General features: G+C 54.7%; 13 protein-coding genes. All 13 read left to right on the forward strand.

Annotation, left to right across the window (positions count from 1 at the left end):
- Positions 1 to 933, forward strand: coding sequence for a polysaccharide deacetylase family protein (locus CUZ56_RS06925; RefSeq protein WP_126979541.1), 933 nt, complete (start codon positions 1 to 3; stop codon positions 931 to 933).
- Positions 926 to 2353, forward strand: coding sequence for a 3-isopropylmalate dehydratase large subunit (gene leuC / locus CUZ56_RS06930; protein WP_126979543.1), 1428 nt, complete (start codon positions 926 to 928; stop codon positions 2351 to 2353). The genes CUZ56_RS06925 and leuC overlap by 8 nt, the downstream gene beginning before the upstream one ends.
- Positions 2350 to 2970 (forward strand): 3-isopropylmalate dehydratase small subunit, encoded by a 621-nt coding sequence (gene leuD, locus CUZ56_RS06935; protein WP_204250845.1) that lies wholly within the window; start codon positions 2350 to 2352, stop codon positions 2968 to 2970. Before leuC ends, leuD begins: the two co-directional genes overlap by 4 nt.
- A 45-nt stretch (positions 2971 to 3015) precedes the next feature.
- Positions 3016 to 4422 carry an FAD-dependent oxidoreductase gene (locus CUZ56_RS06940; protein WP_126979545.1) on the forward strand — a complete coding sequence of 469 codons (1407 nt, stop codon included), beginning with the start codon at positions 3016 to 3018 and terminating at the stop codon, positions 4420 to 4422.
- Between the two features lie 94 nt (positions 4423 to 4516).
- On the forward strand, positions 4517 to 5740 hold the full coding sequence (locus tag CUZ56_RS06945) for an ABC transporter substrate-binding protein (RefSeq protein WP_239442154.1): 1224 nt from the start codon (positions 4517 to 4519) through the stop codon (positions 5738 to 5740).
- Positions 5741 to 5825: 85 nt separating this feature from the next.
- Complete coding sequence (locus tag CUZ56_RS06950; protein ID WP_126979547.1) at positions 5826 to 6698, forward strand: branched-chain amino acid ABC transporter permease; 873 nt, start codon at positions 5826 to 5828, stop codon at positions 6696 to 6698.
- Positions 6695 to 7648: a branched-chain amino acid ABC transporter permease gene (locus CUZ56_RS06955; protein ID WP_126979549.1), complete on the forward strand. Its 954-nt coding sequence runs from the start codon at positions 6695 to 6697 to the stop codon at positions 7646 to 7648. The genes CUZ56_RS06950 and CUZ56_RS06955 overlap by 4 nt, the downstream gene beginning before the upstream one ends.
- A 17-nt stretch (positions 7649 to 7665) precedes the next feature.
- Positions 7666 to 8412 (forward strand): ABC transporter ATP-binding protein, encoded by a 747-nt coding sequence (locus tag CUZ56_RS06960; RefSeq protein ID WP_126979704.1) that lies wholly within the window; start codon positions 7666 to 7668, stop codon positions 8410 to 8412.
- Positions 8405 to 9103, forward strand: coding sequence for an ABC transporter ATP-binding protein (locus tag CUZ56_RS06965; RefSeq protein ID WP_126979551.1), 699 nt, complete (start codon positions 8405 to 8407; stop codon positions 9101 to 9103). Before CUZ56_RS06960 ends, CUZ56_RS06965 begins: the two co-directional genes overlap by 8 nt.
- Positions 9104 to 9136: 33 nt before the next feature.
- The gene (locus CUZ56_RS06970; RefSeq protein ID WP_126979553.1) at positions 9137 to 9994 is read left to right on the forward strand and encodes an isocitrate lyase/PEP mutase family protein; all 858 of its coding nucleotides are present in this window, start codon (positions 9137 to 9139) and stop codon (positions 9992 to 9994) included.
- Positions 9995 to 10175: 181 nt separating this feature from the next.
- Entirely contained in the window at positions 10176 to 11408 is a 1233-nt protein-coding gene (locus CUZ56_RS06975; protein WP_162615276.1) for a porin, read from the forward strand.
- A gap of 192 nt (positions 11409 to 11600) precedes the next feature.
- Entirely contained in the window at positions 11601 to 12464 is an 864-nt protein-coding gene (locus tag CUZ56_RS06980) for a pirin family protein (RefSeq protein ID WP_126979557.1), read from the forward strand.
- 282 nt (positions 12465 to 12746) lie between these two features.
- Positions 12747 to 14420 (forward strand): DUF4139 domain-containing protein, encoded by a 1674-nt coding sequence (locus CUZ56_RS06985; RefSeq protein WP_162615277.1) that lies wholly within the window; start codon positions 12747 to 12749, stop codon positions 14418 to 14420.
- Positions 14421 to 14465 lie beyond the last annotated feature (45 nt).

Genomic DNA, 14465 nt, shown 5'->3' on the forward strand with positions numbered 1-14465 from the left:
ATGTCTTTAACTCAGGATTACCTGACATACCCCCAGCGCCGCCATGCCATGGACCAGAGCCTGTATGCATGGTCTGACCCCTATGAACGTGCCCCGGTGGCATGGCCCAATGGTGCCTATATGGCATTGTGGGTTATGCCGATTGTGCAGTGGTTTCCGCTGAATATGCCCAGCAAGCCTTTTCGGGCGCCGGGCGGGCTGACCATGCCGTTTCCCGATTTTCGCCACTATACCTGCCGTGATTATGGCAACCGGGTCGGTATTTTCCGGCTGCTGAAAGTGCTGGATGATCTCAAGTTGCCGGCCTCTGTGGCAATGAATGCTGAGATTGCACTTCGCTATCCAGCGCTGGTGAAGGCGGTGGTTGCCAGGTCCATGGAAGTTGTGGCACACGGCAAAGATATGGGGCATGTGCACTACACCGGCATGGCTGATGAGCAAGCGCTGATTGCACAAAGCCTGGCGGTCTTGCGGCAGGCCAGCGGGCAGGCGGTGACCGGCTGGCTGTCACCGGCGCGGGCGCAGTCAGACCAGACGCCGCATCTGCTGGCACAAAATGGCGTGCGTTATGCGTGCGATTGGGCCAATGATGATTTGCCCTATGCCATGAATGTGAACAGTGGCGAGCACTATGCGATGCCGCTGGCACATGAAACCGACGACCGTGTTGTGATGCTGGATTTTCACCACAACGAGGACCAGTGGCTGCAGCAGGTGAAAGACCGTTTTGACGTGCTTTACCGTGAGGCGCAAAAATATGGCGGCCGTGTCATGAGCGTTCCGTTGCATGCATGGGTGACCGGTGTGCCGTATCGGGTGGGCAAGGTACGCGAACTGCTGGAGTACATTTTGCAGCACGATGGCATCTGGCCTGCAACCGGAGCGCAGATTCTGGATGCATTCATTGCGTCGCAAAAGGTGGCCCATGGCTGAGGTGCGTGATCCGTCTTCTGCCGGCAAGTCCATGTTTCAGAAAATATGGGACAGCCATGTCATTATGGCGCGCGAAAACCGGCCGACATTGCTGTATGTCGACCGGGCCATGATTCATGAAGGTTCGTTCCATGCGTTTGCCCAGATGCGCCAGCGCCATCTGTCGGTACGTTCTCCCAGGCAGATACTGGGTATTGCCGATCATTATGTGCCCACCCGGGCCAGAACGGCTGATGGTGCCGCAACCCCCGAAATTGCACGCATGATCCGGCAGTTTGACGATAACATGCACTGGGCCGGGATCCCCAATTTTTCCCTGGCAGATCAGAGCCAGGGCATTGTGCATGTGGTGGGGCCTGAGCAGGGCTACACACAGCCGGGCATGGTGGTGGTGTGCAGCGATAGCCACACCTCAACGCATGGGGCGTTAGGCAGCATTGCCTTTGGTATCGGGCAGTCCGAAACGGTACATGTCATGGCTACTCAAGTGCTGTGGCAGGGCCGGCCACGCGTGATGCGCATCCGTGTTGACGGGCAGCGCGCAGCAGGCGTTTCTGCCAAGGATGTGATTCTGGCCATCATTGCGCACATTGGCTCGTCAGGTGCAACGGGTTACGCCATTGAGTATGCAGGCGATGTTTTTTCCGGCATGTCCATTGAGGAACGGCTGACCGTGTGCAACATGTCTATAGAGGCAGGTGCACGCTGTGGCATGGTGGCACCGGACGACACCACCTTTGAATATCTGGCCGGGCGTCCGATGGCACCGAAAGGCGCTTTGTGGGAGCAAGCCGTTGCATATTGGCGCACGCTGCCTTCGGATGACAACGCGGTGTTTGACCGCGAGGTGCAGATAGACGGCTCGCAGATCGAACCGATGGTTACCTGGGGTACCAGCCCGGAAAATGCACTGCCGATCAGTGCCTGTGTGCCAGACCCTGATGCCATCAGCGACCCGTTGCGGCGGTCTGCCGCACAGGCAGCACTTCAGTATATGGACCTGCAGCCGGGAACACCGCTGGAGCAGGTGGCGGTGGATACGGTTTTTATTGGTTCATGCACCAACAGCCGGTTGTCAGACCTGCGGGCTGCCGCTGCCGTATTGAAAGGGCGCAAGGCCGTGGTGCCCGGTATTGTGGTGCCGGGGTCGGGGCTGGTGAAACGCGATGCAGAGGCAGAAGGACTGGACCGCATTTTTAAAGATGCGGGGCTGGAGTGGCTGGATTCCGGCTGTTCCATGTGTGCAGCGATCAACGGCGATGTGGTGCCTGCGGGCAAGCGTTGCGCCTCCACCTCTAACCGCAATTTTGTGGGCCGGCAGGGGCCGGGTGCCCGCACCCATCTGATGAGCCCGGCGATGGTTGCCGCAGCAGCCGTGACCGGACATTTAACCGATGTACGAAAACTGGCAGGTGCATGATGCAGGCATTCATCCGTAAAACAGGCCGTGCCGCACCACTGGAAGGTAAAAACATTGATACCGACCAGATTGTGCCGGCCAGGTTTTTAAAAACAGACCGCAAGCAGGGCTATGGCCACATACTTTTTCATGACTTGCGTTTTGATGCGCAGGAGCAGGAGATTGCCGGGTTTGTTTTGAATCAGCCGAAATTCCGAAATACCCAGATTCTGCTGGCAGATACCAATTTTGGTTGCGGCTCGTCACGCGAAGCAGCCGTCTATGCGTTGTATGACTATGGCATACGCACCATCATTGCGCCCAGTTTTGGGGATATTTTTTATAACAACTGTCTGAAAAACGGCATTGTTCCGGTGCGTTTGGATGAGCAGTTGATTGCCAGCCAGCGGATGAAGCTCTTGCAGGCGGAGCATGTCATCATGACGGTTGATCTTGAAAAGCTGGAAGTGATTTTTCCCGATGACTCTAAAAGCCACTTTGAGCTCGATCCGTTCTGGCGCGAGTGTTTACTCAAGGGGGTTGATGATCTGGAGCTGACATTAGGGTATCAGAAAGAAATTCAGGAGTTTGAGCAGCGTTATTTGCGTGAGCGTCCTTGGCTGCAAATGCAGGCCTGATTCTTGCGTTGTAGTTAAGTTATTCGATAATAAAAAGGAGGCAACATGCCGGTTAAACCCGCATCACAGGCTGAATTTGAGATTCATGTTCCCTTGCTGGTGATTGGTGCAGGCGCTTGTGGGCTGGTTGCGGCATTGAGTGCGGCACGTTCCGGCGTGGCAGCTTTGGTGCTGGAGCGTGATGCCACGCCGATGGGCAGCACTTCATTGTCAGCAGGATTGATTCCGGCAGCCAATACGCGGTTGCAGCGCGAAAAAGGTATTGCCGACAGCGCTGAACAGTTTGCTGCCGATTTAAGAGCCAAGGCGCATGACCTGAACGACCCGGTGATTGTGCAAAGAATTGCCGAAATGTCCGGCCCCACCATGGACTGGCTGATTGATGATGAAGGGCTGGACTTTCATCTGGTGGAAGGGTTTCGTTATCCGGGGCATTCACAGTTGCGCATGCACGGGCCAAAAAGCCAGGCTGGTGCAGACCTGGAGGGCATGTTGCTGAGTGCTGCCACAAAGGCCGGGGTTGACATACTGACAGAAGCTTCTGTACAGGATTTGTATGTGCACGATGATGGTCGGGTTGCTGGTGTTGGCTTCAGCCGCCCTGATGGCTCCGTGGAACTGGTTGGCTGCGATGCTGTGATTCTGGCGTGCAACGGCTTTGGCGGCAATCCGGAAAAAGTCCGGCAGTATATTCCTGAAATGGCGCAGGCCCAGTACTGTGGGCATGAGTCCAATACAGGCGATGCACTTGACTGGGGCGTGGCGCTGGGCGCTGCAACCAAAGATCTTGGTGCCTATCAGGGGCATGGGTCGGTTGCTTCGCCGCACAGTGTACCGCTGACCTGGGCGGTGATTGCCCAGGGGGGCATTCAGGTCAACATCAACGGCGAGCGTTTTGCCAATGAGATGCGCGGTTATTCTGAACATGCACAAGAAGTGCTGAAGCAGCCCGAGCAGTTAGCGTGGGACATTTATGACGCCTGCGCAGAAATACCGGCACTGGCTTTTTATGATTACCAGCAGATTGTGTCGCTGGGCGGTATCAGGCATGCAGACAGCGTTGAGGAGCTGGCGCAGGTGACGGGCCTGCCGCTGGACGCGCTCAGAAAAACGCTGGCCGATGTTGCAGGGTATGCCAGGGGCGAAAAACAGGATCCGCTCGGGCGGGACTTTACAACCAACCCGCCGCTGGCCGCACCGTATCGCGCCGCGCGTGTCACAGGTGCATTGTTCCATACGCAGGGCGGACTGGTGATTGATACACAGGCCAGGGTGCTGCGTGAGGGTGGTGAACCCTTGCCCAACCTGTACGCGGGCGGCGGCGCTGCACGCGGGCTGTGCGGACCGGCGGCGTTTGGTTATCTGTCAGGTAATGGTTTGTTGTCGGCAGTTGTTCTGGGGCGCATTGCAGGGCTGGCTGCGGCGCAGCAAATCGAAGAAGAAGCGGCATGACCTGTTTGCAGGCTGCCGGATAAAAAGCAAGATCATGGCTGAATTCGGGCATGATTTTTATAAGTGAGACTTGATCTTGAATTGGAGAATGGTTATGAACATGAAACGCAATGACTTCAGTCGTCGGACCTTTCTGAAAGCCGGGGTTGCCGGTGCCGCGACAATCAGTGTTCCAAATCTGTCCTGGGGGCAGACACCCCCCACAATCAAAGTGGGCGTGTTGCAACCTGTGACGGGGACCTTCTCCATGGATGGCGGATATGGCCGTACCGGTGCTGAATTTGGTATTGCGCACATCAATGCCAACGGAGGTATCAAGGCACTGGGCGGGGCCAAACTTGAGATGGTGTTTGCCGATGCCCGCTCCAACCCCGAAGCGGCGGTGCAGGAGGTGGAGCAACTGAAAGCGCATGGCGTGGCGGCCATTGTCGGTGGCTTTTCAAGCCCGATCTGCCTGGCGGCTTCGCAGGCGGCATCCCGCTACAACCTGCCCTTTATTGTAGATGTGGGCGTTTCAGAGCAGATTGTGACGCGTGGGCTGAAAAATACTTTCCGATTTTCACCGGGGTTTGAAATCTGCACCAAAACCGCCATTGATAATCTGGTCACGCTCAATAACGCGGCAGGACGTCCGGCCAAAACCATTGTGCTGGTGCATGAGGATGGCCTGTATGGAACCGGCCTGGCAAAGCTGATGGCGCAGGAACTGCCTAAGCACGGCTTTGAAATTCTGGACACCATTTCCCACCCGACACCGGCCAGAGACATGTCCAACGTGGCGTTGCGCATCAGGTCACTGCGGCCGGACCTGATCGTGCCGTCATCCTATTATGCTGAAACAGTACTGCTGATGCGCACGCTGCAGCAGCAACGCGTACGGGTCAAAGGGGTGTACTCGGTGTTGAATGGCGCAGCGTCCAACCTGCGCTTTATTGACGAGTTTCCGCAGGCCGCGGAAAACATCATGGACTGCAACCACTGGCATGATCCGCGCAAACAACTGGCGCTTGATTTCCGCAAGCAGGTGGATGTTTCCAAGAAAGGCTGGAATTACAACGTGCCATTGAATTTCTCGGCGATACAGTTGCTGGCCGACGCCATTGAGCGTGCCGCCTCGGTGGACCCGGGGGCGCTCAATGAGGCACTGGCTTCATCAACGTTTGAAGGCCATATCATGCCTTACGGGCCGACGCGTTTTGAAAACGGGCAGAACACCGGCGCCATGCCTGTGGTGCTGCAGGTACAGCAAAGCGATATCAAGGTGGTGTACCCGCATGAATTTTCAGATGCCAAACCCAACTACCCGCTGCCTACCTGATAGGCGAAAAAGAGCCAGGGCTGGGGGAGCCGGCCTTTGCTCTGCCTTTTGGCTGATTGCAATAAAACAATAGAGAGCTGCTTTTATGTATCCACCAAGTATTGTCATTGAAGCTGTTTTGAACGGTATGCTGACCGGTTCAATCTACGCTTTGGTAGCGCTCGGGCTGACACTGGTATACGGCGTTTTGCATATCATTAATTTCTCGCACGGTGCCATGCTGGCGGCTGCCATGTTCATTGTGCTGAGTATTCACCAGAAGTTCGGTCTGGACCCTTACTGGCAGATTGTCATACTGGTTCCGCTGATGTTTGCTGCGGGGTATCTGGTGCAGCGCTACATCATAGGACCGGGCAGCCACGGCAAAGATGAAAATGTTTTGCTGATTACTCTGGGGCTGTCGATTGTGATTGAGAATGTGCTGCTGGCAATATACCGTTCAGACATCCGCACCATCAATACGAGTTATTCCTTTGATGTGTTTGAGGTGGGGCCGTTCATTTTTTCCCAGGCCCGTGTGTTCGGGCTGGTGGCATCGATTCTGACTGCGATTGTATTGTGGCTGTTCCTGTCTAAAACCAGCATCGGGCGGGCCATACGTGCGGTTTCCAAAGAGCAGTTGGGCGCGCGGCTGGTAGGCATCAATGTGCAGAAAATTTTTGCCATCACATTTGGCATTGGCGCAGCGTGTCTGGCCGTTGCTAGTTGCCTGCTGCTGCCGATTTTTTATGTCAGCCCAAATGTCGGCAATACGTTTGTGCTGGTGGCCTTTACCGTGGTGGTGCTTGGTGGCATGGGGTCAATCTCGGGCGCATTGATCGGTGGATTGTTCATTGGTGTGATTGAGAGTCTCAGTGGCCTTTTTCTGGGTGAAAGTTTGGGGCAGATAGGTATTTTTGTGACCTTTATTCTGGTTCTTCTTTTCCGTCCAACAGGATTATTTGGAGCAAAAGCATGAAACCTTATTTCCCCATTTTCATTGTTGCGGTTGTACTGGCCCTGTTTCCTGTGGTGACAGATTCCAATGTGTTGCTGACGCTGTTGATTTATTCGCTGATCATTGGCCTGGCAGCACAGGGCTGGAATGTGCTGGCGGGCATTGCCGGGCAGAATTCTTTTGGTCATGCGGCTTTTTTCGGTACCGGGGCTTATGTGATCAGCTTGTGGCAGACCAATCTGCATATGAATCCGTGGGTCGGCTTTCTGATTGCGCTGCTGGTGGGAGCGGCATTGGGTTCCATCATTGGCTATCTGGCATTTCGTGCCGGGTTGCGCGGCTCTTATTTTGCCCTGGTCACCCTGGCCATTGCCGAAGTGCTGCGGGTGCTGGCCAATGCGGCGTCTTTTACCGGCGGGGCGGCAGGCTCTTTGCTGCCGATCAATCCCGGGTGGGAGCATTTCCAGTTTTCAGACCGGCGTTATTTTTACTGGATTACGCTGGCACTGGTGGTTCTGAGTCTGGTGCTGGTCAAGCGGATACAGCGTTCGCGGTTTGGGGCTCAGTTGGTTGCAGTCCGTGAAAATGAGGGCGCTGCGCAGGCGCTGGGTATCAATGTACTGGCGACCAAGCTCAAGGCCATTGCCATTTCGGGGGCGATGACGGCGGCGGCTGGTTGCCTGTATGCACAGTGTTTTCTGTATATCGATGCGTCGCTGGTGTATGGCAGCAAGATGTCGGTGGAAATGCTTCTGGCGGCCATTGTCGGCGGTATCGGCACGGTATTCGGGCCGCTGGTGGGTGCTCTGGCGCTCCATGTGCTGAGCGAAGTGGTCAAGGTGTTTGCCGGTGATATTCCGGGCATTGATCTGGCGATTTACGGCGCGGTGCTGATCATGGTGGTCTGTTTCCTGCCGAAAGGGCTGTTGAGCCTGGGCACCCGTTTGCGTAAGAAAAAATATCTCAGATAACCGGAGGAGTCGCCATGATGCTTCAGATGAAAAATATCACCGTGCGTTTTGGTGGCCTGACGGCTAACAAGGATGCTTCGCTGGATGTTCAAAAAGGATCCATCACCGGGCTGATCGGCCCGAACGGTGCCGGTAAGACAACGCTGTTTACCGTGGCCTCCGGGTTTTTAAAGCCCAACGAAGGCCAGGTCTTGTTCAATGATCAGGATATCACGGCGTTGCCCCCCTATAAACGTGCCAGCATGGGCATGGCCCGTACATTTCAGATTGTGCAGCCGTTTGCCGGGCTGACCACGCTGGAAAATATCACGATTGGCGCCTACCTGCGCCATACCCATCGGGATGATGCATTTCAAAAAGCGCGTGAGGTGGGAATTCGGGTCGGGCTGGAAAAAGAGCTGAACCGGCCGGCTTCGGGGCTGACGATTTCAGGCCGTAAACGTCTGGAACTGGCACGCGCACTTGCGACCGAGCCGCAACTGATCTTGCTTGACGAGGTGCTGGCCGGGCTGAATCCGTCAGAGATTAAAAATATCATTCCGGTGATTCAGGATATCCGTGCCAGCGGTGTGACGGTGTTCATGATTGAGCATGTGATGCAGGCTGTTGTCAGCCTGTGTGACTATGTCTATGTGTTGTCGCAGGGGCAGTTGATTGCGCAGGGAACATCGGCGCAGGTTGTGGCGGACCCGCATGTCATTGAGGCGTACCTGGGCCATGGTGCGGCGGCACGTTTAGCTGAGAAGGAAACACAGCATGCTTGAAATTCGCGGATTGCGGGCCGGTTACGGTTCGGTAGAGGTGTTGCGGGGCATTGATCTGGATGTCAGAAAAGGTGAACTGGTTGCGGTGCTGGGATCCAATGGCGTGGGTAAAACGACGCTGAACATGGTGCTTTCGGGAATTTTGAAAGCCAGTGCAGGAAACATCATGTTTAACGGCCAGCCGCTCGGAAAAGACAGCAGCAAGGTGGTCACCAGCGGGTTGATTCATGTGCCGGAAGGCAGAAAAATTTTTCCGAACATGAGTGTATTGGAAAACCTTGAGCTGGGGAGTTTTTTGCGTGCGTCTGAGCGCATGCATCAAAACCTGGAGCACGTGTTCGATGTGTTTCCCCGCCTGCGGGAGCGCATGGACCAGAATGCCGGGACGCTCTCCGGTGGTGAGCAGCAGATGCTGGCGATCGGACGGGGTCTGATGGCCGAGCCGCTGTTTCTGATTCTGGACGAGCCGTCGCTGGGCCTGTCGCCGCTGCTGGTGGAGGAGATGTTCAACCTGATCAAGCGCCTTAACGATGAAGGCATGACGATCATGCTGGTGGAGCAGAACGTTATCCAGTCTCTGGAACTTGCCAGCAGGGCGTACATCATTGAAAACGGCGAGGTCGCGATTTCAGGGGATGCACAAACGGTGATGAATGATCCGGAGCTGCAGCGTACTTATCTTGGCCTGTAACCGCAGGCGGATTTTTAAATGGAGAGATTTTGCATGTCGTTGAAACAAGACTTACAAGCGGCACAGCCGGTGATTGCACCGGGCGTTTATGATGCACTGACGGCGCTGATTGCATCGCAGTACGGTTTCAGGGCTTTGTACCTGTCCGGCGCCGGCATTGCCTATACCCGTTTGGGCAGGCCCGATATCGGGCTGGTTTCGGTGACGGAGGTGGCTGCAACCATCAACCTGATCCGGGACCGGGTGGCGACACCTCTGGTGGTGGATGCCGATAACGGCTATGGCAATGCACTCAATGTGCAGCGGACGGTACGTTTGTTTGAACGCGCCGGTGCCAGTGCACTGCAACTGGAGGATCAGAGCCTGCCCAAGCGTTGCGGGCACCTTTCCGGCAAATCATTGATTTCATGCGCAGAAATGGTGGGCAAAGTGAAAGCGGCAGTGGATGCGAGAGCCTCAGCAGAGACACTGATCATTGCCCGTACCGACGCCATTGCGGTGGAAGGTTTTGAGTCTGCACTGGAGCGTGCCGAGCAGTATGCACAGGCCGGTGCCGATGTGATTTTTGTCGAAGCGCCGCGCAGCCGCGAACAGATGCAGCAGATCAACCAGCGCCTTGGCAAGTACACACCGCTGATGGCCAATATGGTGGAAGGGGGCTTCACGCCGCTGCACAACGCATCAGAGCTGGGTGATATCGGCTATAAGCTGATTATCTTCCCTGGTGGCATTGTGCGTGCCATTGCCTTAACGGCCAACCGTTATTATGCGTCCTTGTTCCAGAACCAGACCAATGAGCCTTTCCGTGAAAACATGTATGACTTTGATGGCCTGAACCAGTTGATTGGCACACCTGAAATGCTGGCTTTAGGGCAGCAATACGAAGCATGAGTTTCATGCGCAATTGTCTGTAAGGTTGTTTTAAACCTGCAGGGCTGAGCAAACGCCTGCATAGAGGCAGGCGTGTTTTTACCGGATGGATTCACTCACCAAAGCTCCAGCATATGGAGAGGGGTATCTTTGTCTAAAAAATTCTATTGATATGGCATTAATCACTATAAAGGAGACTACCGTGAAGAAAAAAGCGATTGCATTGGGCATATTGGCAGTGCTGGCCGGCACTGCTGCAGCACAGTCAAATCTGACGCTGTATGGCAAGATCGATATGGGCTATGGTGTCAGTAATGGCGGCAAGGCCGAGGGCGCGCCGGGCCATGAAGGCAAGTTTCAGCAATGGGGGGGCGCCAGAAATACTTCCCGTTGGGGTATCAAAGGTTCTGAAGATCTGGGCAACGGCTTGAAGGCCTATTTCGGGCTGGAACAGGGCTTTCAGCCCGAAAGCGGAAAACCGATGCGCGATGGTTTTGACCGCGGGGCCTATGTAGGTTTGTCGGGCGGCTTTGGTTCAATCCAGGCCGGCAGGCAGAATACCGTGATGTATAACGTGCTGGGGCAGTTTGATGTTTCAGGCACACCGGGGTTGACTTCTGCTACGGTTAATTCCGGGCTGTCTGCCATTACCCAGGCATTGGGGTATGGCAGGCAGGTGGAGTTTGACGCATGGGGCAATCCGCATGTGGTGGATGGTTCGGGGTTTGGCAACAGCCTGACGCGGGCGGATTCTGTCCTGGCGTATATCTCGCCTGATTTCAGCGGGTTCAGTTTTCAGGTAGCGGTGATTCTTAAAAATGACAATGCTTTCGCCATAGACAACAGTATGGCTTATCCCGACCCGGTCTGGGGCATGACGTTTCCCCGCTATGCACAGGCAAAAAATATGTACTCGGTGGGCGCCACCTATACCCATGGCGGCCTGACGGTGGCCGCAGCCTATGAAAGCAAGCCTTTCAGTTCTCCGGGCACTTCAATAGGCGCTTCTTGGGGGCTTGCCGCCAAATATGACTTCGGGTCATTCCAGCTTGCCGGCGGGTATTTTGACAACCATTATGAAAGTGACGGCAAAGGTTTTTACATAAGTGTGAAAGTGCCTGTAGGTGCGCTGACTTTGGGTGCACAAGTGGGTTATAACACCGATGCTGTGGCCGGACTGGAAAGCCAGTACACATGGGCTCCGAACACAGGGGTGTCAGGTGCCGGGTTATGGGACATCAATAACTGGTCGGCGTATCAGAGCTATACCGATAAAGAGGTGAAGCCGGTGGCGTGGGAGCTGTTTGCCTTGTATAACCTGTCTAAGCGTACCCAGTTGTATGTACAGTATGGCGGTATCAACAACGATGCCAAAGCGTATCTGGCCGCTTCACGCAAGTACAGCTTTGGTCTGGGCATGATTCATGATTTCTGATGCTGTGATTCTCCAGTCATAACAGTTAAAACGCCTGCAACTGCAGGCGTTTTTATTTACAGCAGAGCCTGCTGCTGCAAGTGAAAGACACCATTGGGTGCAAGGGTGTTGACTGTTCCCTTAATATGGTATGGTCTTTATTGTCGACGGTTATGAGGGCGTGTTAACACGCCCTAGAAAGAAGAGGTCACGATGAATATCAAACAAAGCAGGACCATTGAACAACTGGTTGCCGGACAAGAGACCAGTGATGGCGCTGGCGTGCGCCTGACGCGTGTATTGTCACAGCCGATCATGCAAAAAAGGCTGGATCCTTTTTTGATGCTGGACCATTTCGGCAGTGATGATCCTGACGATTACATTGAAGGTTTTCCGAACCATCCGCACCGGGGGTTTGAAACCATTACGCTGATGTCGCAGGGGCGTATGCGGCACCGTGACAGTGCCGGGCATGAAGGGGTGCTGGAGAGTGGCGGCGTTCAGTGGATGATTGCCGGCAGCGGCGTTGTGCACAGTGAGCTGCCCGAGCAGAAAAGCGGTGTGATGGAAGGGTTCCAGTTGTGGCTGAATCTGCCGGCCAGCCAAAAAATGCTAAAGCCCTGGTATAAGGACTTTCAGGCCGAAGATATTCCGGCCTACACCACCCCTGAAGGGGTGAATGTGAAGGTCATTGCAGGCATTTCCGGTGATGTGCAGGGCGCACACCAGCGTGAGATCACGCAACCGCTGTATCTGGATATCACCATGCCGCCCGGAACCCGGTTCGCCCAGGCCATTGCGCCGCAGGCCAATGCATTCATTTATGTGTACCGGCAGAATGTGGATGTGCAAGGGACTACTGTGCCGCAGCAGCGCATGGGTATTCTCAATAATGACGCCGGGGCCGATGGCGTGGTATTGCAGGCCCCGGCCGGCAATACGGCAGATGCCCGTGTTTTGCTGCTGGCAGGTAAGCCGTTGCATGAGCCTATTGTGCAGTATGGGCCTTTTGTGATGAATACGCGTGAGGAAATTCTGCAGGCTGCTCTGGACTACCAGAACGGGCTTTTTGCGTAATTCTGATAACGGTCTGAAAAAACACCTTTTTCCTTGGTGTAATGACCATGTGGCTGCGTGCAGCCACATGGTTTATTTTTATTCTGGAAAAGTGCTTTTACAGCCAATCAGCCTTTATTTGCATATTTGTATAAAAATAGGGTGTCCATTTAACCCCGTTGACGGATTTGCTCCGTATAACTGGGCATCTGTATGCTGAAGTTGATCATTTTGTTGTTCAATTCTCTCATTTCAGTATTTGAAACGGCCTGTAATTTTGGGGCCATATGCCAAGGAATGTTTATGAACAATTTCTGTCATCGGCTGTATAAAAGAGGGTCTCTTTTATCACTGGTTTTTGCCACTGCTCTGGGCATGGTGGCGTTTTCTTCGGGAGCACAAACAACCATGAGTCCAACGGTTCAACCTGTCAAACTGACACATGTCACGGTTTTTCTGCGCGGTGCAGAGTTATTCAGCTCTGACAAACTGACATTGCCGGCTGGCGAGAGCGAGGTGGTGTTCAGTAATGTGGCCGGGCGTATCAATGAGCAAAGCCTGTCCATTTCTGCCAGCAATGGTGTGATGGTGCTGTCTTCAGGCGTACGGAATGATTTCCTGCAGGATGAGACCCTTTCGCCCCAGGCGCAGCGAATTCAGGATGAACTGGATGCCGCCAGGCTGGAGCGGGAAGGTTTGCAGGTGCAGATCAATGTAATCAAGGAGCAACTGGCAGTACTGAAGGCCAACCGCAGGCTGGTGCAGGACGGGGGCAGCGTTTCGGTAGATGAACTGAACCGGATGCTGGATTTTGTGGCAGCCAGGGTGAGCGCGGCGCTTAAAGCGCAGGCAGATATCCAGCTGGAAATGCACAAGCTCGATGAACGCATTGGCAAGCTGGAGCAGCAACTGGAAGAAGAGCGCAGCAAAGGGTACCAGCCGGGGGGGCGTATTGTGGTGAAGTTTTATGCGCCGCAGGCGACCACGACAGATTTGAAGATGTCGTATGTGGTGTCTGACGCGGGCTGGGTGCCCACGTATGACCTGCATGTGGAGAAAGTGGGCGCCCCGGTTCATCTGACGTACAAGGCCCGTGTATTCCAGAATACCGGGATTGACTGGACCAAAGTGAACCTGACGCTTTCTACCGGCAACCCATCGCAGGGCGTGCAGGCACCTCATCTGTACCCGTGGTTTGTGGCGGTGGATCATCCGGTGGCGCTGGCGCAGCAGGATATGGCTCGCGTGGCTGAAAGTGTGATGTATGAAGAAAAAGCGGTACCGATGGCGGCCATGGCCCCGGCGGCACCACGCCGGGCGGTACAGAGCAATACGCTGGATGGTTATGTGAGCACCAATGCCCAGGGCATCAATACCAGTTTTGATATCAGCATTCCTTACACTGTTCCTTCGGATGGCAAAGGTCATGTGATCATGGTGCAAAGCGCTGATATGGCCGCAGACTACCGGTATGTTACCGTACCCAAGCTGGATTCCGATGTGTTCCTGCAGGCGCGCATTACCGACTGGCAGAACCTGAACCTGTTGCCGGGTGCTACCAGCGTGTATTTTGAAAATTCATTTATCGGCCAGGGGCGGATTGACCTGAACAACATCAAAGATGGGCTGGATGTTTCGCTGGGCCGAGACAAACGCGTCATCATTGACCGTGTGGAGGATAAAAACAACCGGGGAACTGCCGGGCTGTTTGGCGGCAGTGCGCAGCGCACATTTGCCTATACCGTTAATGTGCGCAATACACGTGCTGAGGCTATCAAACTGGTGATCAAAGAGCAGTTGCCGGTCAGCCAGGACAGTGAGGTTACGCTCAATGACCTCAAACTTGCCGGCGGCGTGCATGACGATAAAACGGGTGAAGTGACATGGACGCTGGATTTGAAAGCCGGCGAGCAGCGCAGCATCACATATTCTTTTGCAGTGCGTTACCCGAAAGATGCGCAGATTATTGGCCTGTGACAGCACCGCCTGAGCGGCTGTCATGAATTGAACCATGAAACAATG

Source organism: Saezia sanguinis, from assembly GCF_003991585.1.
Lineage (GTDB): Bacteria > Pseudomonadota > Gammaproteobacteria > Burkholderiales > Burkholderiaceae_C > Saezia > Saezia sanguinis.

Excerpts from the sequence above, each read along its gene's own strand:
- CUZ56_RS06925 (WP_126979541.1), top strand. The coding sequence starts at position 1 with ATGTCTTTAACTCAGGATTACCTGACATACCCCCAGCGCCGCCATGCC.
- leuC (WP_126979543.1), top strand. The coding sequence starts at position 926 with ATGGCTGAGGTGCGTGATCCGTCTTCTGCCGGCAAGTCCATGTTTCAG.
- leuD (WP_204250845.1), top strand. The coding sequence starts at position 2,350 with ATGATGCAGGCATTCATCCGTAAAACAGGCCGTGCCGCACCACTGGAA.
- CUZ56_RS06940 (WP_126979545.1), top strand. The coding sequence starts at position 3,016 with ATGCCGGTTAAACCCGCATCACAGGCTGAATTTGAGATTCATGTTCCC.
- CUZ56_RS06945 (WP_239442154.1), top strand. The coding sequence starts at position 4,517 with ATGAACATGAAACGCAATGACTTCAGTCGTCGGACCTTTCTGAAAGCC.
- CUZ56_RS06950 (WP_126979547.1), top strand. The coding sequence starts at position 5,826 with ATGTATCCACCAAGTATTGTCATTGAAGCTGTTTTGAACGGTATGCTG.
- CUZ56_RS06955 (WP_126979549.1), top strand. The coding sequence starts at position 6,695 with ATGAAACCTTATTTCCCCATTTTCATTGTTGCGGTTGTACTGGCCCTG.
- CUZ56_RS06960 (WP_126979704.1), top strand. The coding sequence starts at position 7,666 with ATGCTTCAGATGAAAAATATCACCGTGCGTTTTGGTGGCCTGACGGCT.
- CUZ56_RS06965 (WP_126979551.1), top strand. The coding sequence starts at position 8,405 with ATGCTTGAAATTCGCGGATTGCGGGCCGGTTACGGTTCGGTAGAGGTG.
- CUZ56_RS06970 (WP_126979553.1), top strand. The coding sequence starts at position 9,137 with ATGTCGTTGAAACAAGACTTACAAGCGGCACAGCCGGTGATTGCACCG.
- CUZ56_RS06980 (WP_126979557.1), top strand. The coding sequence starts at position 11,601 with ATGAATATCAAACAAAGCAGGACCATTGAACAACTGGTTGCCGGACAA.
- CUZ56_RS06985 (WP_162615277.1), top strand. The coding sequence starts at position 12,747 with ATGAACAATTTCTGTCATCGGCTGTATAAAAGAGGGTCTCTTTTATCA.